The 20,106-nt window shown below is 70.8% G+C and carries 20 protein-coding genes; 3 read left to right on the top strand and 17 right to left on the bottom strand.

Going from position 1 to position 20,106, the window contains the following annotated elements; translation table 11 throughout:
* Positions 1-15: 15 nt before the first annotated feature.
* Genes nuoK through ACZ59A_RS07555 form a run of 11 tightly spaced genes read right to left on the bottom strand, consistent with a single transcriptional unit; the run spans position 16 to position 10,864 of the window.
* Positions 16-315: an NADH-quinone oxidoreductase subunit NuoK gene (gene nuoK, locus ACZ59A_RS07605; protein ID WP_009715954.1), complete on the bottom strand. Its 300-nt coding sequence runs from the start codon at positions 313-315 to the stop codon at positions 16-18.
* On the bottom strand, positions 312-1,193 hold the full coding sequence (locus ACZ59A_RS07600; protein WP_470954918.1) for an NADH-quinone oxidoreductase subunit J: 882 nt from the start codon (positions 1,191-1,193) through the stop codon (positions 312-314). The genes nuoK and ACZ59A_RS07600 overlap by 4 nt, the downstream gene beginning before the upstream one ends.
* The gene (gene nuoI, locus ACZ59A_RS07595) at positions 1,190-1,789 is read right to left on the bottom strand and encodes an NADH-quinone oxidoreductase subunit NuoI (protein WP_470954915.1); all 600 of its coding nucleotides are present in this window, start codon (positions 1,787-1,789) and stop codon (positions 1,190-1,192) included. Before nuoI ends, ACZ59A_RS07600 begins: the two co-directional genes overlap by 4 nt.
* Complete coding sequence (gene nuoH, locus ACZ59A_RS07590) at positions 1,779-3,146, bottom strand: NADH-quinone oxidoreductase subunit NuoH (protein WP_470954912.1); 1,368 nt, start codon at positions 3,144-3,146, stop codon at positions 1,779-1,781. Before nuoH ends, nuoI begins: the two co-directional genes overlap by 11 nt.
* Positions 3,143-5,638 carry an NADH-quinone oxidoreductase subunit G gene (locus ACZ59A_RS07585; protein WP_470954909.1) on the bottom strand — a complete coding sequence of 832 codons (2,496 nt, stop codon included), beginning with the start codon at positions 5,636-5,638 and terminating at the stop codon, positions 3,143-3,145. Before ACZ59A_RS07585 ends, nuoH begins: the two co-directional genes overlap by 4 nt.
* Positions 5,635-7,014, bottom strand: a complete 1,380-nt coding sequence (gene nuoF, locus ACZ59A_RS07580; protein ID WP_470954906.1) for an NADH-quinone oxidoreductase subunit NuoF — start codon at positions 7,012-7,014, stop codon at positions 5,635-5,637. Before nuoF ends, ACZ59A_RS07585 begins: the two co-directional genes overlap by 4 nt.
* On the bottom strand, positions 7,014-7,823 hold the full coding sequence (nuoE, locus tag ACZ59A_RS07575; protein ID WP_468054508.1) for an NADH-quinone oxidoreductase subunit NuoE: 810 nt from the start codon (positions 7,821-7,823) through the stop codon (positions 7,014-7,016). The genes nuoF and nuoE overlap by 1 nt, the downstream gene beginning before the upstream one ends.
* 17 nt (positions 7,824-7,840) lie before the next feature.
* Positions 7,841-9,175: an NADH-quinone oxidoreductase subunit D gene (locus ACZ59A_RS07570; RefSeq protein ID WP_470954903.1), complete on the bottom strand. Its 1,335-nt coding sequence runs from the start codon at positions 9,173-9,175 to the stop codon at positions 7,841-7,843.
* Positions 9,175-9,912 (bottom strand): NADH-quinone oxidoreductase subunit C, encoded by a 738-nt coding sequence (locus ACZ59A_RS07565; RefSeq protein WP_470954900.1) that lies wholly within the window; start codon positions 9,910-9,912, stop codon positions 9,175-9,177. The genes ACZ59A_RS07570 and ACZ59A_RS07565 overlap by 1 nt, the downstream gene beginning before the upstream one ends.
* Entirely contained in the window at positions 9,909-10,463 is a 555-nt protein-coding gene (locus ACZ59A_RS07560) for a NuoB/complex I 20 kDa subunit family protein (RefSeq protein WP_055555975.1), read from the bottom strand. Before ACZ59A_RS07560 ends, ACZ59A_RS07565 begins: the two co-directional genes overlap by 4 nt.
* Positions 10,464-10,504: 41 nt before the next feature.
* Positions 10,505-10,864 (bottom strand): NADH-quinone oxidoreductase subunit A, encoded by a 360-nt coding sequence (locus tag ACZ59A_RS07555; RefSeq protein WP_468054371.1) that lies wholly within the window; start codon positions 10,862-10,864, stop codon positions 10,505-10,507.
* Between the two features lie 723 nt (positions 10,865-11,587).
* Between ACZ59A_RS07555 and ACZ59A_RS07550 the strand changes: the two genes are divergently transcribed.
* Positions 11,588-12,388, top strand: coding sequence for a C40 family peptidase (locus ACZ59A_RS07550; RefSeq protein ID WP_470954897.1), 801 nt, complete (start codon positions 11,588-11,590; stop codon positions 12,386-12,388).
* A gap of 67 nt (positions 12,389-12,455) precedes the next feature.
* Here the strand turns inward: ACZ59A_RS07550 and ACZ59A_RS07545 are convergent, their stop codons facing one another.
* Positions 12,456-12,875 carry a CBS domain-containing protein gene (locus ACZ59A_RS07545; RefSeq protein WP_470954894.1) on the bottom strand — a complete coding sequence of 140 codons (420 nt, stop codon included), beginning with the start codon at positions 12,873-12,875 and terminating at the stop codon, positions 12,456-12,458.
* A 217-nt stretch (positions 12,876-13,092) separates the two neighbouring features.
* Here ACZ59A_RS07545 and ACZ59A_RS07540 point away from each other — a divergent pair, with 217 nt between their 5' ends.
* Positions 13,093-13,878 carry a VOC family protein gene (locus ACZ59A_RS07540; RefSeq protein ID WP_470954891.1) on the top strand — a complete coding sequence of 262 codons (786 nt, stop codon included), beginning with the start codon at positions 13,093-13,095 and terminating at the stop codon, positions 13,876-13,878.
* Between the two features lie 69 nt (positions 13,879-13,947).
* On the opposite strand, the gene ACZ59A_RS07535 is transcribed toward ACZ59A_RS07540, so the two are convergent.
* Positions 13,948-15,270: a geranylgeranyl reductase family protein gene (locus ACZ59A_RS07535; protein ID WP_470954888.1), complete on the bottom strand. Its 1,323-nt coding sequence runs from the start codon at positions 15,268-15,270 to the stop codon at positions 13,948-13,950.
* 105 nt (positions 15,271-15,375) lie between these two features.
* Here ACZ59A_RS07535 and ACZ59A_RS07530 point away from each other — a divergent pair, with 105 nt between their 5' ends.
* On the top strand, positions 15,376-15,882 hold the full coding sequence (locus ACZ59A_RS07530; protein WP_470954884.1) for a GNAT family N-acetyltransferase: 507 nt from the start codon (positions 15,376-15,378) through the stop codon (positions 15,880-15,882).
* A gap of 36 nt (positions 15,883-15,918) precedes the next feature.
* On the opposite strand, the gene ACZ59A_RS07525 is transcribed toward ACZ59A_RS07530, so the two are convergent.
* The 4 genes from ACZ59A_RS07525 to ACZ59A_RS07510 are packed head-to-tail and all read right to left on the bottom strand — an operon-like array spanning position 15,919 to position 20,105.
* Positions 15,919-16,611 carry a demethylmenaquinone methyltransferase gene (locus ACZ59A_RS07525; protein ID WP_470954881.1) on the bottom strand — a complete coding sequence of 231 codons (693 nt, stop codon included), beginning with the start codon at positions 16,609-16,611 and terminating at the stop codon, positions 15,919-15,921.
* A 42-nt stretch (positions 16,612-16,653) separates the two neighbouring features.
* Entirely contained in the window at positions 16,654-17,103 is a 450-nt protein-coding gene (locus tag ACZ59A_RS07520) for an imidazolonepropionase-like domain-containing protein (RefSeq protein ID WP_470954878.1), read from the bottom strand.
* The gene (mqnC, locus tag ACZ59A_RS07515) at positions 17,103-18,302 is read right to left on the bottom strand and encodes a cyclic dehypoxanthinyl futalosine synthase (protein WP_470954875.1); all 1,200 of its coding nucleotides are present in this window, start codon (positions 18,300-18,302) and stop codon (positions 17,103-17,105) included. The genes ACZ59A_RS07520 and mqnC overlap by 1 nt, the downstream gene beginning before the upstream one ends.
* 57 nt (positions 18,303-18,359) lie before the next feature.
* Entirely contained in the window at positions 18,360-20,105 is a 1,746-nt protein-coding gene (locus tag ACZ59A_RS07510; protein WP_470954872.1) for a serine/threonine-protein kinase, read from the bottom strand.
* Between the last annotated feature and the right edge of the window lies 1 nt (position 20,106).

Below are 20,106 nucleotides of genomic sequence, written 5' to 3'. Positions count from 1 at the left end.
TTGAACGCGACCCTTCTAGAGCTTCATCAGGCTGGCGTCGTCGACCGAGGCCGAATGGCGGGAGCGGAAGACGGTCACGATGATCGCGAGGCCGACCACGACCTCCGCCGCCGCGACGACCATCGTGAAGAACGCGATGATCTGGCCGTCGAGGTTGCCGTGCAGCCGGGAGAAGGTGACGAACGCCAGGTTGCACGCGTTCAGCATCAGCTCGACGCACATGAAGAGGACGATCGCGTTCCGCCGGATCACGACCCCGGCCGCACCGATGGTGAACAACAGGGCGGCCAGGTAGAGGTAGTTGACCGGATTCACTTGGCGACTCCCTTGTGGTGCTCGGCGTCCTCGGACGCGCTGTCGGAGTCGTCGTCGGCGGCTGCGTCTTCGGGCTTCGCCCGCCCCAGCCAGCGCTCCGAGCGCTGCTCCAGCGCCGCCAGCTCCGCCAGCGCCTCACCGGAGACGTCCCGGACCTGGCCGCGGGCGCGCAGCGTCGCGTTGACGCTCAGCTCCGAGGTCGTGCCGTCCGGCAGCAGACCGGGGATGTCCACCGCGTTGTGCCGGGCGTAGACACCTGGGGCGGGCAGCGGCGGGACGTGCTTGCCGGTGCGCACCCGCGCCTCGGACTGCTCGCGCTGGCTGAGCGCGCGCTCGGTGCGCTCGCGGTGGGTCAGCACCATCGCCCCGACCGCCGCGGTGATCAGCAGCGCGCCGGTGATCTCGAAGGCGAAGACGTACTTGGTGAAGACCAGGGCCGCCAGGCCCTCCACATTGCCGCCGGAGTTGGCCTGCGCCAGCCCGTCGAACGTCTTCAGCGAGGCGTTCCCGATTCCGGCGCACAGCAGGATGCCGAAGCCGAGCCCGCACAGGGCGGCGAGCCAGCGCTGCCCCTTCAGGGTCTCCTTCAGCGAATCGGCCGCGGTGACACCGACCAGCATCACGACGAAGAGGAAGAGCATCATGATCGCGCCGGTGTAGACGACGATCTGGACGACGCCCAGGAAGTACGCCCCGTTGGCGAGGTAGAAGATCGCCAGGACGATCATGGTGCCGGCCAGGCTCAGCGCGCTGTGCACGGCCTTGCGCATCAGGATCGTGCACAGCGCGCCGACCACGGCGACGGTGCCGAGCACCCAGAACTGGACGGCCTCACCGGTGGAGGTGGTGGAGGCCGCGGCGGCCAGTGCGCCGCTCATGCCTGCACCTCCTCTTCGGCCTGCTCCCCGTCGGTCTCGGGCGTCTCGCCCTTGCTCACCGCGGTCTGACGGGTGGTCCCGGGCGCGGCCTCGGTCACCAGCCCGCGGTAGTAGTCCTGCTCGTCCGTCCCCGGATAGATGGCGTGCGGGCTGTCGACCATGCCGTCGGTGAGCCCCGCGAGCAGCTCCTCCTTGGTGTAGATGAGCGATTCGCGGGTGCGGTCGGCCAGCTCGTACTCATTGGTCATGGTCAGCGCCCGGGTGGGGCACGCCTCGACGCACAGGCCGCACAGGATGCAGCGCAGATAGTTGATCTGGTAGACGCGGCCGTAGCGCTCGCCCGGGGAGTAGCGCTCCTCGTCGGTGTTGTCCGCGCCCTCCACATAGATCGCGTCCGCCGGGCAGGCCCAGGCGCACAGCTCGCAGCCGATGCACTTCTCCAGCCCGTCCGGATGCCGGTTGAGCTGGTGGCGTCCGTGGAAGCGGGGCGCGGTGGGCTTCTTCTCCTCGGGGTACTGCTCGGTCAGCCGCTTCTTGAACATGGCCTTGAAGGTCACGCCGAAGCCGGCCACCGGGTTCTGGAAGTCAGACACCATCGGCCTCCTTTCCGTCACTTACAGTGTCGGGGCCACCACTGACAATCAGCTCCCGGTCGTGTCGGGAGCGCCGTCGCGGTACGGGCGGCAGGGACTGGCCGGGCAGCGGCGGCACCGGGAATCCGCCCGCCAATGGGTCGAAGGCGGGCTCGGGGCCCTCCTCCACCGCCGGTCCGGCCTCGCCCTTCGCCGCAGCCCCGCGGTCGCGGAAGATGTCGACGACGAAGGACAGCAGCAGCAGCGTGATCACCGCGCCGCCGACGTACAGGACAATGGACTGGTTGTCGTAGTTCTCGTTGCGCAGCGCCCGCACGGTGGCGACGAGCATCAGCCAGACCATCGAGATCGGGATGAGGACCTTCCATCCCAGCTTCATGAACTGGTCGTAGCGCACCCGGGGCAGCGAGGCGCGGATCCAGATGAAGACGAACAGCGACGAGACGACCTTGCCGAGGAACCACAGCAGGGGCCACCAGCCGTGGTTGGCACCTTCCCAGAAGGTGCTGATCGGCCAGGGCGCCCGCCAGCCGCCGAGGAAGAGGGTCACGGCGACCATCGAGACGGTGACCATGTTGACGTACTCGGCGAGCATGAACAGCGCGAACTTGATCGACGAGTACTCGGTGTTGAAGCCGCCCACCAGGTCGCCCTCGGACTCCGGCATGTCGAACGGCGCCCGGTTGGTCTCCCCGACCATCGCCACGATGTAGATGAGGAACGAGACCGGGAGCAGCACCACATACCAGCGGTCCTGCTGGGAGGCGACGATCTGCGAGGTCGACATCGACCCGGAGTAGAGGAACACCGCCGCGAAGGACACGCCCATCGCGATCTCGTAGCTGATCATCTGGGCGCACGAGCGCAGGCCGCCGAGGAGCGGATACGTCGACCCGGACGACCAGCCCGCCAGCACGATGCCGTAGATGCCGACGGAGGCGGTGGCGAGGATATAGAGGACGGCGATCGGGAGGTCGGTCAGCTGCATCGCGGTGCGGTGCCCAAACACCGACACCTCCCCGCCGGACGGGCCGAACGGGATCACCGCGACCGCCATGAAGGCCGGGATGGCCGCGACGATCGGCGCCAGGACGTAGACCACCTTGTCGGCGCCCTTGACGACCACGTCCTCCTTGAGCATCAGCTTCACGCCGTCCGCGAGGGACTGCAGCATGCCCCATGGCCCGTGCCGGTTCGGGCCGATGCGCAGCTGCATCCAGCCCATCACCTTGCGCTCCATGACGATGGAGATCAGCACCGTCAGCATCAGGAACGCGAAGCAGAAGACGGCCTTGATCAGGACCAGCCACCACGGGTCGTGGCCGAACATCGACAGGTCCTCTGCGGCGAGATAGCTCATGAGGTCACCTCCGGCTCGGTCGCGGGAGCGGTGATCGTGACGACGTCACCGGGGCGGGCGCCCAGATCGCGCTGCGCGCCGCCGCCCGTGGAGGCCAGCGGCAGCCAGACGACCCGGTCGGGCATCGGCGTCACGCACAGGGGCAGTTGGACGGAGCCCGCCGGGCCGGTGACGCGCAGCGGCTGGCCGTCGCGCACCCCCGCCTCCTCGGCGGTCGCCGCCGAGAGCCGGGCCACCGCGGCGTGCCGGGTCGCCGCCAGCGCCGGATCGCCCTCCTGAAGCCTGCCCTGGTCGAGCAGCAGCCGGTGACCGGCGAGCACCGCCTCGCCCTCGGACGGCCGGGGCAGCGGGCCCCCGGTCTCCAGCGGGGCGGTGGCGCGCAGCCCCTGCCAGGTGCCCAGCCGGGTCAGCTCGGCGCGGGCGGCCGCCACGTCCGGCAGGGCCAGGTCCGCGTCGAGGGCGTCGGCCAGCATGTGCAGCACCCGGCCGTCGGGGAGGGTGTGCCGACGGGTCATCTGGTCCGGTTTGAGCGCGGCCTCGAACGGCCGGGCCCGGCCCTCCCAGTTGAGGTACGCGCCGGACTTCTCGGCGGCCGCCGCGACCGGAAGCACCACGTCCGCCCGCTCGGTGACCTCCGAGGGCCGCTGTTCCAGGCTGACCACGAACTCCGCCGCGTCCAGCGCCGCCACGGCCCGCGCCGGATCCGGCAGATCCGCCACCTCGACGCCGCCGACCAGCAGCGCGCCGAGCCCGCCGCTCGCCGCGGCCTCCACGATCTGGCCGGTGTCGCGGCCCACCTGGTGCGGCAGATCGGAGATCCCCCACACCGCGGCGGTCTCCTCGCGGGCCCGCGGATCGTGCGCCGGGCGGCCGCCGGGCAGCAGCCCGGGCAGTGCGCCCGCCTCGATCGCGCCCCGTTCGCCCGCCCGGCGCGGGATCCACGCGAGCGTGGCGCCGGTGGCGGCCGCGGCCCGTACGGCGGCGGTCAGTCCGCCCGCCACCGAGGCCAGCCGCTCGCCGACGACGATGACCGCGCCCTCCTGGCGCAGCGCCTCGGCGGCCCGCTCGCCGTCCTCGTCCAGACCGGTGCGTCCGGCGATCGCGTCCAGCCACTCGGTCTCGGTGCCGGGCGCGGCGGGGAGCAGGGTGCCGCCCGCCTTCTCCAGACCGCGGGTGGTGTGGGTGGCGAGCGAGAAGGTGCGCTGGCCGTGCTTGCGGTGCGCCTTGCGCAGCCGCAGGAAGACGCCGGGCGCCTCCTCCTCGGCCTCGAATCCGGCCAGCAGCACCGCGGGGGCCTTCTCCAGCGTGGCGTACGTCAGCCCGCTGCCGTCCAGGTCACGGCCGCGGCCCGCGATGTGGGCGGCCAGGAAGTCGGCCTCCTCGTCGCTGTGCGCCCGGGCCCGGAAGTCGATGTCGTTGGTCTCCAGGACGGTCCGCGCGAACTTGGCGTACGCGTACGCGTCCTCGACGGTCAGCCGCCCGCCGGTCAGCACCCCGGTGCGGCCGCGTGCCGCGGTCAGCCCCTCGGCCGCCGCCGCCAGCGCCTCGGGCCAGCCCGCGGGCTCCAGCTTCCCCGACTCGCGGTTCCGCACCAGCGGGGTGGTGAGCCGGTCCTTCGCCTGCGCGTAGCGGAAGCCGAAGCGGCCCTTGTCGCAGATCCACTCCTCGTTGACCTCGGGGTCGTCCGCGGCCAGCCGCCGCATCACCTTGCCGCGCCGGTGGTCGGTGCGGGTCGCGCAGCCGCCCGCGCAGTGCTCGCACACGCTCGGCGAGGAGACCAGGTCGAAGGGGCGGGAGCGGAAGCGGTACGCGGCCGAGGTGAGCGCGCCCACCGGGCAGATCTGGATGGTGTTGCCGGAGAAGTACGACTCGAACGGGTCGCCCTCGCCGGTGCCGACCTGCTGCAGCGCGCCCCGCTCCAGCAGCTCGATCATCGGGTCGCCCGCGATCTGGTTGGAGAAGCGGGTGCAGCGCGCGCACAGCACGCAGCGCTCGCGGTCCAGCAGCACCTGGGCCGAGACCGGGACCGGCTTGGCGAACGTCCGCTTCTGGCCCTCGAAGCGGCTGTCGGACTGTCCGGCGCTCATCGCCTGGTTCTGCAGCGGGCATTCACCGCCCTTGTCGCAGACCGGGCAGTCCAGCGGATGGTTGATCAGCAGCAGCTCCATCACCCCGCGCTGCGCCTTCTCGGCGACCGGCGAGGTGAGCTGGGTCTTCACGACCATGCCGTCGGTGCAGGTGATGGTGCAGGAGGCCATCGGCTTGCGCTGGCCCTCCACCTCGACGATGCACTGGCGGCAGGCGCCCGCGGGGTCGAGCAGCGGATGGTCGCAGAAGCGCGGGATCTCGATCCCGAGGAGTTCGGCGGCGCGGATGACCAGCGTCCCCTTCGGGACGGAGATCTCGATCCCGTCGATGGTGACGGAGACCAGATCTTCTCGCGGCACCGCTGCCTCCCCGCCTCCCGAGGGTGCGTTGGTGGTCACGGTCATGCGGTCACCCCCAGAGTGGTGCGCGGTTCGTCGGCCCAGACGGTGGACTTGGCCGGGTCGAAGGGACAGCCTCCGCCGGTGATGTGCTGCTCGTACTCCGCCCGGAAGTACTTGAGCGAGGAGAAGATGGGGCTGGCGGCGCCGTCGCCCAGCGCGCAGAACGACTTGCCGTTGATGTTGTCGGCGATGTCGGCCAGCTTGTCGAGGTCGGACATGCGCCCCTTGCCCGCCTCCACGTCGCGCAGCAGCTGCACCAGCCAGTACGTGCCCTCGCGGCAGGGTGTGCACTTGCCGCAGGATTCATGCGCGTAGAACTCGGTCCAGCGGGTCACCGCCCGCACCACGCAGGTGGTCTCGTCGAAGCACTGGAGGGCCTTGGTGCCCAGCATCGACCCGGCCGCGCCCACGCCCTCGTAGTCCAGCGGGACATCGAGGTGCTCCTCGGTGAGCAGCGGGGTGGACGAGCCGCCGGGCGTCCAGAACTTCAGCCGGTGGCCGGGGCGCATGCCGCCGCTCATGTCGAGCAGCTGGCGCAGGGTGATACCGAGCGGGCCCTCGAACTGGCCGGGGCTGGCCACATGGCCGGACAGCGAGTACAGCGTGAAGCCCGGGGACTTCTCGCTGCCCATCGAACGGAACCATTCCTTGCCCTTGTTCAGGATCGAGGGAACCGAGGCGATGGATTCGACGTTGTTGACAACAGTGGGGCACGCGTACAGACCGGCGACCGCGGGGAAGGGAGGCCGCAGCCGGGGCTGGCCGCGGCGGCCCTCCAACGAGTCCAGCAGCGCGGTCTCCTCACCGCAGATGTACGCGCCCGCGCCCGCGTGCACCGTGATGTCGAGGCCGGGAAGTCCGTCCACCCCGAGCTTCTGCCTGCGCCGCTCGGCCGTGCCCAGGTAGCCCGCCTCGTATGCCTCGCGTACGGCCTCGTGCAGCCGCCGCAGCACCGGCACGGTCTCCCCGCGCAGGTAGATGAAGGCGTGTTCGGAGCGGATGGCGTGGCAGGCGATGACCATGCCCTCGATGAGGGCGTGCGGATTGGCGTAGAGAAGGGGGATGTCCTTGCAGGTGCCGGGTTCCGACTCGTCGGCGTTGACGACGAGATAGTGCGGCTTGCCGTCGCCCTGCGGAATGAACTGCCACTTCATCCCGGTGGGGAAGCCCGCGCCGCCGCGGCCGCGCAGTCCGGCGTCCTTCACCAGTGCGATGACGGCATCGGGGTCCATGGCGAGCGCCTTGGCGCTTCCCTGGTAGCCCTCGTGCCGCAGATAGGCGCGCAGCGCCCAGGAGTTCGCCTCGTCCCAGTGCGCGGAGAGCACGGGTGCCAGCAGCTTCTCGGGGCTGTGCTCGGATCGCTCGGTCGTCACGGTCATCACTCCCCCTCCTCGGCGACCGGACCTGCCGGGTGGTGCGGATCGGAGGCCGAGGTCCGCTGTGGCGCGTCGTGCGAACTGGGGTGCGTCGGCGGCGCCTCGTCCTGTGGGGCGCCCCCGTGCCGCGGCGAGACGACCCGGCCGGGTGCCTCCTCCCCCTTGGCCAGCCGCAGCCCGACGAGCGAGGCGGGACCGGCGGAGCCACCTGCCTCGACGGCTCCGGGGCGCGGGTCGGGGAAACCGGCGAGGATGCGCGCGGTCTCCTTGAACGTGCACAGCGGCGCGCCCCGGGTCGGGGTGACGGCGCGGCCCGCCCGGAGGTCGTCGACCAGCTGCTTGGCGGAGCCGACCGTCTGGTTGTCGAAGAACTCCCAGTTGACCATCACCACGGGGGCGAAGTCGCAGGCCGCGTTGCACTCGATGTGCTCCAGGGTGACCTTGCCGTCCTCGGTGGTCTCCCCGTTGCCCAGCTCCAGATGGCGCTGCAGCTCCTCGAAGATCGCGTCCCCGCCCAGCACCGCGCACAGGGTGTTGGTGCACACCCCGACCTGGTAGTCGCCCGACGCCTTGCGCCGGTACATGGTGTAGAAGGTGGCGACCGCGGTGACCTCGGCAGTGGTCAGGTCCAGCATCTCGGCGCAGAACCGCATGCCGGTGCGGGTGACATGGCCCTCCTCGGACTGCACCAGGTGCAGCAGCGGCAGCAGGGCGCTGCGGCTGTCCGGGTAGCGGGCGATCACCTCCGCGGCGTCCGTCTCCAGCCGGGACCGCACCTCGGCCGGGTAGTCGGGAGCCGGTAGCTGCGGCATCCCCAGCGTCACGTCAGTCACCGGTCGACACCTCCCATCACGGGGTCGATAGAGGCGACGGCGACGATCACGTCGGCGACCTGGCCGCCCTCGCACATGGCCGCCACGGCCTGCAGATTGGTGAACGACGGATCGCGGAAGTGGACGCGGTACGGGCGGGTGCCGCCGTCGCTGGCCATGTGCACGCCCAGTTCGCCCTTGGGCGACTCGATGGCCACGTACGTCTGTCCGGGCGGGACCCGGAAACCCTCGGTCACCAGCTTGAAGTGGTGGATCAGGGCCTCCATGGAGGTGCCCATGATGTTCTTGATGTGGTCGAGGGAGTTGCCGAGCCCGTCCGCTCCGAGAGCGAGCTGCGCGGGCCAGGCGATCTTCTTGTCCGCGACCATCACCGGCCCGGGCTCCAGCCGGTCCAGGCACTGTTCGACGATCCGCAGCGACTGGCGCATCTCCTCCAGCCGGACCAGGAAGCGGCCGTACGCGTCGGAGGTGTCGGCGGTCGGCACCTCGAAGTCGTAGCTCTCGTAGCCGCAGTACGGCTGGGCCTTGCGCAGGTCGTGCGGCAGGCCGGTGGAGCGCAGTATCGGGCCGGTCACGCCGAGTGCCATGCAGCCCGCGAGGTCGAGGTAGCCGACGTCCTGGAGGCGGGCCTTGAAGATCGGGTTCCCGGTCGCGAGCTTGTCGTACTCGACCAGGTTCTTGCGCATCGTCTTCAGGAACGCGCGGATCTGGTCGACCGCGCCGGGCGGCAGATCCTGGGCGAGGCCGCCGGGCCGGATGTACGCGTGGTTCATCCGCAGGCCGGTGATCAGCTCGTAGAGGTCCAGGATCAGCTCGCGGTCGCGGAATCCGTAGATCATGACGGTGGTCGCGCCCAGCTCCATGCCACCGGTGGCGATGCACACCAGATGGGAGGAGAGCCGGTTCAGCTCCATCATCAGCACCCGGATGATGGTGGCGCGGTCCGGGATCTGGTCCTCGATGCCGAGCAGCTTCTCGACGCCCAGGCAGTACGCCGCCTCGTTGGAGAAGGGCGTCAGATAGTCCATGCGCGTCACGAACGTGGTGCCCTGCGTCCAGTTCCGGAATTCGAGGTTCTTCTCGATCCCGGTGTGCAGGTAGCCGATACCGCAGCGGGCCTCGGTGACCGTCTCGCCGTCGATCTCCAGGATCAGCCGGAGCACCCCGTGGGTGGAGGGGTGCTGCGGGCCCATGTTGACGATGATCCGCTCGTCGTCGGCCTTCGCCGCGGCGGCCACGACCTCGTCCCAGTCGCCGCCGGTGACGGTGTAGACGGTGCCCTCGGTGGTCTCGCGCGCGGAGGCGGAGGGGGTTGCACGGGTGGCAGACATCAGCTGTACGACCTCCGCTGGTCCGGAGCCGGGATCTGGGCGCCCTTGTACTCGACGGGGATGCCGCCGAGGGGGTAGTCCTTGCGCTGCGGGAAGCCCTGCCAGTCGTCGGGCATCATGATCCGCGTGAGCGCGGGGTGACCGTCGAAGACGATGCCGAAGAAGTCGTAGGTCTCCCGCTCGTGCCAGTCGTTCGTCGGATAGACGTCGACGATCGACGGGATGTGCGGATCGCCGTCCGGGGCGCTCACCTCCAGCCGGATCACCCGGTTATGGGTGATCGACCGCAGGTGGTAGACGGCGTGCAGCTCACGGCCCTTGTCGCCGGGGAAGTGCACACCGCTGACGCCCGTGCACAGCTCGAAGCGGAGCGCCGGGTCGTCGCGCAGGGTCCGCGCGACCCGCGGCAGGTGCTCGCGGGCGATGTGGAAGGTCAGCTCGTCGCGGTCCACGACGGTCTTCTCGATCGCGTTCCCCGGGAGCAGCGACTGCTCCTCCAGCGCGCCTTCGAGTTCGTCGGCGACCTCGTCGAACCAGCCCCCGTACGGGCGGCTCGCCTGGCCCGGCAGCCGTACGGGGCGCACCAGACCGCCGTAGCCGGTGGTGTCGCCGCCGTTGTCGGCGCCGAACATGCCGTGCTGGACGCGGATGGCCTCGCCCTGGTCACCGCGGCGGCCGGGGAGGTTCTCGGCGTTGAGATCCTTGTCGGGATTGACCCCGTTACCGTTCGCTGTCACCTCAGCAGCCCCTTCATCTCGATCGTCGGGAGCGCCTTCATCGCCGCTTCCTCCGCCTCACGGGCCGCACGCTCGCGGTTCACGCCGAGCTTCTCCTCGCGGATCTTCTGGTGCAGTTTGAGGATCGCGTCCATGAGCATCTCGGGCCGCGGCGGACAGCCGGGCAGATAGATGTCGACGGGGACGATGTGGTCGACGCCCTGCACGATGGCGTAGTTGTTGAACATGCCGCCGCTGGAGGCGCACACGCCCATCGAGATGACCCACTTCGGGTTCGGCATCTGGTCGTAGACCTGGCGCAGCACCGGGGCCATCTTCTGGCTGACCCGCCCGGCGACGATCATCAGATCGGCCTGCCGGGGCGAGCCGCGGAAGACTTCCATCCCGAAGCGGGCGAGGTCGTACCGTCCGGCACCCGTCGTCATCATCTCGATGGCGCAGCAGGCCAGGCCGAAGGTGGCCGGGAAGACGGAGGACTTACGGGCCAGCCCGGCGGCCTGTTCGACGGTGGTCAGCAGGAACCCGCTCGGAAGTTTCTCTTCGATACCCATGCGCTGTTTCCCCTATCTCCTCTTGTCTCCCTTGAGCCCCTTTAGTCCCACTCCAGGCCGCCGCGCCGCCAGACGTAGGCGTAGGCGACGAAGACGGTGAGCACGAAGAGGAGCATCTCCACGAGCCCGAACAACCCGAGGGCGTCGAAGGTGACGGCCCAGGGGTAGAGGAAGACGATCTCGATGTCGAAGACGATGAAGAGCATCGCCGTCAGGTAGTACTTGATGGGGAAGCGCCCACCGCCGGCCGGATGCGGAGTCGGTTCGACACCGCACTCATAGGCCTCGAGCTTGGCCCGGTTGTAGCGCTTGGGGCCGATGATCGCGGCCATGAAGACCGAGAAGATCGCAAAAGCTGCCCCGAGGGCTCCCAGTACGAGGATGGGCGCGTATGCGTTCACCGTCCTCGCTCCCTTCAGTCGACGATGACTGGCTGGCGGACCGCACGGACGTGCCGTCGCCCCACGAAGATCGTGCTCATGTGAGGCAGTTCACAAGCCCGTTTCGCCTGCATCTTATGCCCGTCGGTCTGTGATCTGCGACACGGGGTACGCCAACGTCTTTGTGATCTCCACCACCTGACGAAGGATCATGAAGTCGGATGAGCGGTGATCTTGTACGTGAAGCATCCATTCAGTTACGAGACGTGACAATCGAGGATGTCATCACAGGTGAGCGCGTTGCGCCCCTACCAAGACATGGTACATACATGCAAATTTGAAGCGGACAGTGTCAGCTGATATTAGGGCGCCATCCTCATGGGTGACCCGTACTCGATCGCGACTCCGATCGGGGTCGAGCGGCACCCTTTGATCACCGGTTCGCGCTTCCGTTCACGAGCATCACAAAAGGGACACGACTCAGTGAGGTATCCCACCCCGGAAAGAGTTGTGGATCTCGATTTGACGGGAACCATTGGTATGCGGGCCGCATCGGTGATAGGCCGCCCGCCGCTACCGCGTGACGCCAAATGCCATGCGTACACACATGATCGAGGAATTCGGACATGACGTCGGCGCCCGCGATGAAGGTCATTTAGCCCGGATTTTGGGCGTGTACATGCCCAATGTGGTGCAGCCCACTTTTGTTGATCCGGGCCTTTGGGCCCTGGTACCCAGTGACCTATGTCCCCGATCGCACACATACCCAGCCACCGGAAGCCCCGCCGCACCGCCGCTTCCACGCGTGCCCTCCGCGCAGGGATGACCGGTGGCTTCCTCACCCTCGCGGTGGCCGGTGCCGCGGCGCCCGCCTCCGCCGCCGAGCCGTCCGCCCACGAGGCGACGGTCGAAATGCCGACCGTCAGCGCCACCCTGGCGAACACGGCCGCCCAGACGGCTGCCGCCACCCAGCAGGCGGCCTCCGGCTACGAGCTGCAGGCCCAGCAGGACCAGGCAGCCGCCCAGGCGAAGACCGCCGCCAAGAAGGCCAAGGCCGAGGCCGACAAGAAGGAGCGCGAGGCCGAGGCGCGCCGCGCCGCCGCCAAGAAGGCCGCCGAGGCCCGGGCCGAGAAGGCGTCCCGCTCCGCCGAGCGCGCCACCCTCTCGACCACCTCGGTCTCCAACGCCACCGGCAACTCCGCCGCGGTGATCAGCTTCCTCAAGGCGCAGCTCGGCAAGGCGTATGTGCTGGGATCCAGCGGCCCGTCCTCCTACGACTGCTCCGGCCTGACCCAGGCCGCGTTCAAGCAGGTCGGCGTCGACCTGCCGCGCGTCTCGCAGGACCAGTCGGCCACCGGCACCCAGGTGTCGCTGGACAACCTCCAGGCGGGCGACCTGCTCTACTGGGGCAGCTCCGGCAGCGCGTACCACGTCGGCGTCTACATCGGCGACGGCAAGTTCATCGGCGCCCAGAACCCGAGCACGGGCATCGTGGAGCGTCCGCTGGACTACGACCAGCCGACCGGGGCCGTGCGCGTCCTCTGATCGCGCTTTTGGGCCATGGGGCCGCCGTTCCTCGCCGCTCGCAGCGGAACGGCGGCCTTAGCCCTGTCTACGCGGCGTAGACCTTCTCCACGAACTCGCCGATCTGCTGCTCCGACACATGCCGGGCCAGATCCGCTTCGCTGATCATGCCGACCAGCCGCTTGTTCTTGTCGATCACCGGCAGCCTGCGGATCCGGTGCTGCTCCATCTCCTGGAGCACCTCCGAGACGTCGGCGTCCGAGCTGATCCAGCGCGGCGTGCCCTTGGCGAGGTCCCCCGCCGTCATCCGCGACGGATCGCGGCCCTGGGACACACAGCCGACGACGACGTCGCGGTCGGTGAGAATGCCGCACAGCCGCTCCTGGCTGTCGCTGATGGGCAGGGCGCCCACATCCAGATCGCGCATCAACTGCGCGGCGCGTTCCAGGTTCTCCGTCGCCGGAATCCACTGCGCGCCCGGATGCATGATGTCTGCGGCCTTCGTCATGGCGTACCTCCTGCAAAGGCCCACCGGCGGAAGAACCGGCCCATGGGCCCGATCGATCCGGCGTCGCCGCGGCAGACGCGCGCGGCGCCCCCTCTCTTCCATGTCACCACCGTCGGCGGGCCCGCGCGACCGCCCGGTGCCAGACTGAGAACTGTCGTCGCACTGTCGTCAGAGCACCACATCAGCCCCTCGCGCACGATCGTTGAAGGAGCAGCCAATGCTCACCACCGATTTCGTCCCCGGCGCACCCAACTGGCTGGATCTCGGCGCCCCCGATACCGAGGCGGCCCGGGCCTTCTACGGCGGGCTGCTGGGCTGGGCCTTCGAGTCGGCCGGTCCCGAGGCGGGCGGATACGGCTTCTTCACCCACGGCCGCAAGACTGTCGCCGCCCTCGGCCCGCTCACCGACGCCGGGGCCCGGTCCGCCTGGACCCCGTACTTCCAGACCCCCGACGCCGACGCCACCGCGCGCTCCGTCGAGCAGGCGGGCGGCCAGGTGCGCGCCGCGCCGTTCGATGTCTTCGACGAGGGGCGGATGGGGCAGTTCACCGACCCCGGCGGCGCCCGGTTCGCGGTCTGGCAGCCCGGCAAGACGGCCGGTCTGGAGGCGGTCACCGAGCCCGGCTCGCTGTGCTGGACCGAGCTGCACTCCCCCGACCCCGCCGAGGCCCGCGCCTTCTACGGCACCGTTTTCGGCTGGGACTTCGAGGAGATGTCCTTCCCCGGCGGGGCGTACACCGTCCTGTCGACGCCCCGCGGCGGCAAGGACGGCACCTTCGGCGGCGTCGCCCAGCTCCAGCAGGGGCATTCGACGCCGCCGCAGTGGCTGCCGTACTTCGAGGTGGCGGACTGCGACCGGGTCGTCGCCAAGGGTCAGGAGCTGGGCGGGTCCGTGCTGATGCCCGCCATGACGTCGGAGGGCATCGGGCGGATGGCCTGGCTGACGGACGTGGCCGGGGCCCCGTTCGGCGTGATCACCAGCGCGAGCCCCGACGCCGCCTGAAGCCGGGGGCGCGGCCCTCGCGCGGCGGCCGCCCTGCGGACGGGCCCGCCCGGAGCACCGGACAGCCGATCAGGCGCGCGGGGCCACCTTCGTCAGGCCGTTGATGATGCGGTCCATCGCGTCGCCGCCCGTCGGGTCGGTCAGGTTGGCCAGCAGCTTCAGGGTGAAGCGCATCAGCATCGGATGGGTCAGCCCGCGCTGCGTCGCCACCTTCATCACCTTCGGGTTGCCGATCAGCTTCACGAACGCGCGGCCCAGCGTGTAGTAGCCGCCGTACACGTCCTTGAGGACCTGCGGGTAGCGCCGGAGGGCCATTTCCCGCTGGGCCGGGGTGGCGCGGGAGTGGGCCTGGACGATCACGTCCGCCGCGATCTGCCCGGATTCCATCGCATAGGCGATGCCCTCGCCGTTGAACGGGTTGACCATGCCGCCCGCGTCACCGACCAGCAGCAGCCCACGGGTGTAGTGCGGCTGCCGGTTGAAGGCCATGGGGAGGGCCGCGCCGCGGATCGGGCCGGTCATGTTGTCCGGGGTGTAGCCCCACTCCTCCGGCATGGACGCGCACCACGCCTTGAGGATCTCGCGCCAGTCCAGCTCCTTGAAGGAGGACGAGGTGTTGAGCACGCCCAGGCCGACGTTGCTGGTGCCGTCGCCCATGCCGAAGATCCAGCCGTAGCCGGGCAGCAGCCGGTCCTCCGCGCCGCGCCGGTCCCACAATTCCAGCCAGGATTCGAGGTAGTCGTCGTCGTGGCGGGGCGAGGTGAAGTACGTGCGCACCGCCACGCCCATCGGGCGGTCCTCGCGCCGGTGCAGCCCCATGGCGAGGGAGAGCCGGGTGGAGTTGCCGTCGGCGGCGACGACCAGCGGCGCGTGGAAGGTGACGGGCGTCTTCTCCTCGCCCAGCTTCGCCTCGACGCCGGTGATGCGTCCGGTGCGCTCGTCCACGATCGGGGCGCCCACGTTGCAGCGCTCGTACAGCCGCGCCCCGGCCTTCTGGGCCTGCCGCGCCAGCTGGTCGTCGAAGTCGTCGCGCTTGCGCACCAGGCCGTAGTTCGGGTACTCGGCCAGGTCCGGCCAGTCCAGCTCCAGCCGGTGGCCGCCGCCCATGATCCGCAGGCCCCGGTTGCGCAGCCAGCCCGCTTCCTCGGAGATATCGATGCCCATCGCGACGAGCTGCTTGGTCGCGCGCGGGGTCAGACCGTCGCCGCACACCTTCTCGCGCGGGAACGCCGTCTTCTCCAGCAGCAGGACGTCGAGTCCCGACTTGGCCAGGTGGTACGCCGTAGTGGAACCGGCCGGTCCGGCGCCGACGACGATCACATCGGCGCTGCGCTCCGAGATCCCGGAGGATGCGCTTCCGTTGGCGCTCGCGGTGGGTGCGGTCTCGCTCACGCAGGGTCTCCCGTGGCCTGGGTAACAGCGTGCCGGTCGCGCCGGGCACTGGACACGTGCAGTCTATGGGTGCGTACTCCGGCACCTGCGAAGGGCGGCCCTTCCATGACCCCGACTCAACCTGTGATACGGCTCCGGGTGCCCCTCTCCGAGGACGCCGCCGCCTGGCACCAGGTCTTCGACGACCCGGAGGTGATGGAGTTCCACGGCGGTTCGTCCCAGCCCCTCGCCCACTACGAGGAGTTCACCGCGCGGCAGCGCGCTCACGCCGAACGGTACGGCTGCTGCTTCTACACGCTGCTCGACGCGTCGGACGAGGTGGTGGGCTTCACCGGCGCGCAGCCGTGGCCCCACGAGTGGGGGCCGGCGGGCGAGATCGAGATCGGCTGGCGGCTGGGGCGCGCCCACTGGGGCAGGGGGTACGCCACGGCCGCCGCGCGGGCGGCCCTGGAGCGGGTGCGGGCGGCCGGGATCGGGCACGTGGTGGCGATGGTGCACGCGCGCAACGAGCGGTCGATCGCGGTGACGCGGAGGCTGGGCATGCGGGTGGGGGAACACCTGGTGACCCCGGTGTCGAAGTCCCCCGCCGTGTGCTTCCGCCTGGACCTGTGAACCCGGCGGGCCGGCCGCCGGGGTCAGGGCTCCGCGTCAGGGCCTGGTCGCCCGGTGCAGGGCCACGATGCCGCCGGTCAGATTGCGCCAGGCCGGACGGGACCAGCCCGCCTCGCGCAGGCGGGCGGCCAGCCGGGGCTGGTCGGGCCAGGCGCGGATGGACTCGGCGAGGTAGACGTACGCGTCCGGGCTGCTGCTGACCGCCGTCGCGACCGGCGGCAGCGCGCGCATCAGGTACTCGGTGTAGACCGTGCGGAACGGGGCCCAGGTGGGGTGGCTGAACTCGCAGATGACCAGCCGCCCGCCCGGCCGGGTCACCCGCAGCATCTCGCGCAGCGCGCCGTCGGTGTCCTGCACGTTGCGCAGCCCGAAGGAGATCGTGACGGCGTCGAAGACCCCGTCCGCGAAGGGCAGCCGGGTCGCGTCGCCCGCCGTCAGCGGCAGCCGCGGGTGGCGGCGCTTGCCCTCGCGGAGCATGCCGAGCGAGAAGTCGCAGGGCACCACGTACGCACCGGCCGCCGCGAACGGCAGCGAGGAGGTGCCCGTACCGGCGGCGAGGTCGAGCACCCGGTCCCCGGGGCGGGCGTCCACGGCGCGGGCGACCGCCTTGCGCCACAGCCGGGCCTGGCCGAGCGACAGCACGTCGTTGGTCAGGTCGTAGTTGGCCGCCACGTCGTCGAACATGGCGGCGACTTCATGCGGCTGCTTGTCCAGGGATGCTCGGGTCACCCGCCCATTGTTCACCTCTCCGCGCGCCGACCGTTGCGGGGGTCAGCGGCGGCGGTGCACCAGGCGCCCGGCGAGCACGGTCGCCAGGCAGGCCCCGTCCGCGCCGAAGACCGCCAGATCGGCGCGGTCGGCCTCGGCCAGGGCGGGCGGGCGCGGCCGGTCGAGGACGGCGATCTCGTTGCGCTCCGCGGCGGCGCGCAGCCCGGGTTCGGCGACGTGCTCCGCCAGGACCGCCGTCGCGCCCAGCCGCAGCAGGGCGTGGATCCGCTCCCGGGGCGTCGGCGCGTCCGGCACCGGCCCGTCGTGGACGAGGGCGGGGCCGAGGGTGCCGGGCCACTGCCGCACCCGGGCCTGCGGATGCGCGGCCCGCAGCTCGTCCAGGGGGCCGATGGCCGCGACGCGGCCGCCGTCGACCAGGACCGCGCCGTCGTGCAGGACCGTGCCCTCACCGAGGGCGTACCGGACCACCGGCGCCGCGTGGAGCGTGCGCATCAGGAGGCGTCGATCAGCTTCAGCTCGGGGTGGGCCTTGCCGGAGTCGATCGCCGTCGAGGACAGATGCGAGACGACGTGGTCGTCCACCGGGTCGTTCGCCGGGTCGTCGTGCACCACCAGGTGCTCGTACGTGGTCGCGCGCTGGGCGGGCACCCGCCCGGCCGTGCGGATGAGGTGGAGCAGCTCCATCCGGTTGGAGCGGTGGCGGGCACCGGCCGAGGAGACCACGTTCTCCTCCAGCATCACCGAGCCGAGGTCGTCCGCCCCGTAGTGCAGCGACAGCTGCCCGGCCTCCTTGCCGACGGTCAGCCAGGAGCCCTGGATGTGGGCCACGTTGTCGAGGAAGAGCCGGGCGATGGCGATCATCCGCAGGTACTCGAAGACGGTCGCCTGTGTCTGGCCCTTCAGGTGGTTGTTCTCGGGCTGGTAGGTGTACGGGATGAAGGCGCGGAAGCCGCCGGTCCGGTCCTGTACGTCGCGGATCATGCGGAGGTGCTCGATCCGCTCCGCGTTGGTCTCACCGGTGCCCATGAGCATCGTGGAGGTGGACTCGACCCCGAGGTTGTGGGCGATCTCCATGATCTCCAGCCACCGCTCGCCGGACTCCTTCAGCGGGGCGATGGCCTTGCGCGGCCGCGCGGGCAGCAGCTCGGCGCCCGCGCCCGCGAAGGAGTCCAGACCCGCGGCGTTGATGCGGCGGATCGCCTCCTCCACCGATACGCCCGAGATCCGCGCCATGTGCTCGACCTCGGAGGCGCCCAGCGAGTGGATCACCAGCTGGGGGAACGCCTCCTTGATGGCCGCGAAGTGCTTCTCGTAGTACTCCACGCCGTAGTCCGGGTGGTGACCGCCCTGGAACATGATCTGGGTGCCGCCCAGTTCGACGGTCTCGGCGCAGCGCCGCAGGATGTCGTCGAGGTCGCGGGTCCAGCCTTTGGCGGTGTCCTTGGGCGCGGCGTAGAACGCGCAGAACCGGCACGCCGTCACACACACGTTGGTGTAGTTGATGTTCCGCTCGATGATGTACGTCGCGATGTGCTCGGTGCCCGCGTAGCGACGGCGGCGTACGGCGTCGGCGGCGGCGCCCAGGGCGTGCAACGGCGCGGACCGGTAGAGATCGAGCGCCTCCTCCGGGGTGATGCGCCCCCCGGCGGCGGCGCGGTCGAGGACTGCCTGCAGCGTGGCGTGTGCGGTCACCGGGGCGTCCCTTTCGGAGGTGTACGGGCGGACCGACCCAGCGTACGCCCCCGCTTGTCAGCGCAAGCGGCGCAGGGTACCGGTCGGATCGCCCGCCTGCCGGTCCTTCGCCTTGTACTTCAGGGTGCCGTCGGAGGCGAGGGAGTACTGCTCGTCCGTGGAGCTGTCACTGCACCCCGTCTGGGGCTGGTCGCCCCGGAACCGGGCGTCGAGATGCAGCTCCTTCGGCGTGGCCGAGACGAGCTTCCAGGTGAAGTCGCAGCGCACCACCGACAGCTTCACCCGGCCCGTGGCGACCTGCTCGCCGGTGGAGCCGCGCTGGAAGGTGATGGTCATGGTGCCGACGGGGATGTCGTTCCGGGACGTGAGATCGCCCTGCCAGGTGCCGAGGAACGCCTTGGGCACGTCCGATCCGCCGGACGAGGCCGACGCGCTCGGCTTGGCCTGGGAGCCGCCGTCGGCCGCGGAGTCGCCGCCCGGGTCCCCGGACATGTTCTGGACGAGGAACACGGCGGTCGTCGCGACCGCGAGCGCGCCCGCGACGGACAGCACCAGGGAGCAACTCAGCGCCTTGGGGCGCTTCTTGCCGCCGAGGGCGGCGGAGAGCGCGATGCCGCGGCCGCCCTGCCCGCCGCCGTTCGGCGGGTGGTTGGGGGGCGGGGTCGGAGGGTCGCCCGGCCCGTGGCCCGGCCGGTGTGCGTACGAGGGGTCCGGCGGGCCGAACGCGCCCAGCGCCGGGGCCGACGGGGACGACGCGGCGGCGGGCGTCCCGGGCACGGGAGTTCCGGCCGCGGGCGTCCCCGGGACGGGTGTGCCGGACGCGGGCGTTCCGGGCACTGGCGTTCCGGGCACGGGAGTTCCGGAAGCGGCGGGGGCTGCGGCGGGCGACGGCGTCACCGCCTCCGCCTCCAGGTCGAGCAGTTCGACGGCCTGCCTGCTCACCCGCTCGATCAGCGCGCCCGGCAGCCAGCCGGACCGTACGAGCCCCGAGGCGCCGTCCGCGGGGGCCAGCCGTCGCGCGATCTCCTCGGGGGTGGGGCGGTCCGCCGGGTCCTTGGCCAGGCACTCCGCGACCACGTCGCGCAGCTCACCGGTCAGCTTCGGGCCGAGCCGCGGCTCCTCGTGGACCACCTTGTAGAGCAGCGAGGCCGAGCTGTCGCCCGGGAAGGGCTGCTCTCCGGTGGCCGCGTACGTCAGCACGGCGCCCAGGGAGAAGAGGTCGGCCGGACCGCTCACGGGCTGGCCGAGGATCTGCTCGGGCGACATATAGCCGGGCGAGCCGATGGAGGCGCCGGTGGAGGTCAGGGAGACGGTGCCCTCGGTGGCCCGGGCGATACCGAAGTCGATCAGCCGTGGGCCGTCGAGGGCGAGCAGCACGTTGGACGGCTTGACGTCGCGGTGGACCAGGCCCAGCCCGTGGACGGCGCCCAGCGCCTCCGCCAGCCCGGCGGCCAGGGCCCGTACCGAGGACTCGGGCAGCGGGCCCTCGTCGCTGATGGCCTGGCTGAGCGAGGGGCCCGCCACATACCCGGTGGCCACCCACGGAACGCGTGCCTCCGGGTCGGCGTCGAGGACCGGCGCGGTCCACCCACCACCGACCCGGCGCGCGGCGTCGACCTCGCGCCGGAAGCGCGCGCGGAACTCCTCGTCGAGCGCGAAGTGCGCGTGCACCATCTTCACCGCGACCGTGCGCCCGCCCGCACTGCGGCCCAGGTACACCACGCCCATGCCGCCGGAGCCAAGCCGTCCGAGCAGCCGGTACGCCCCGATGACCTGCGGATCCTCCGCTCCCAGCGGATGCATG

This window comes from Streptomyces sp. NPDC040405, from assembly GCF_055595765.1.
This window is presented reverse-complemented; position numbering and strand designations above follow the sequence as displayed.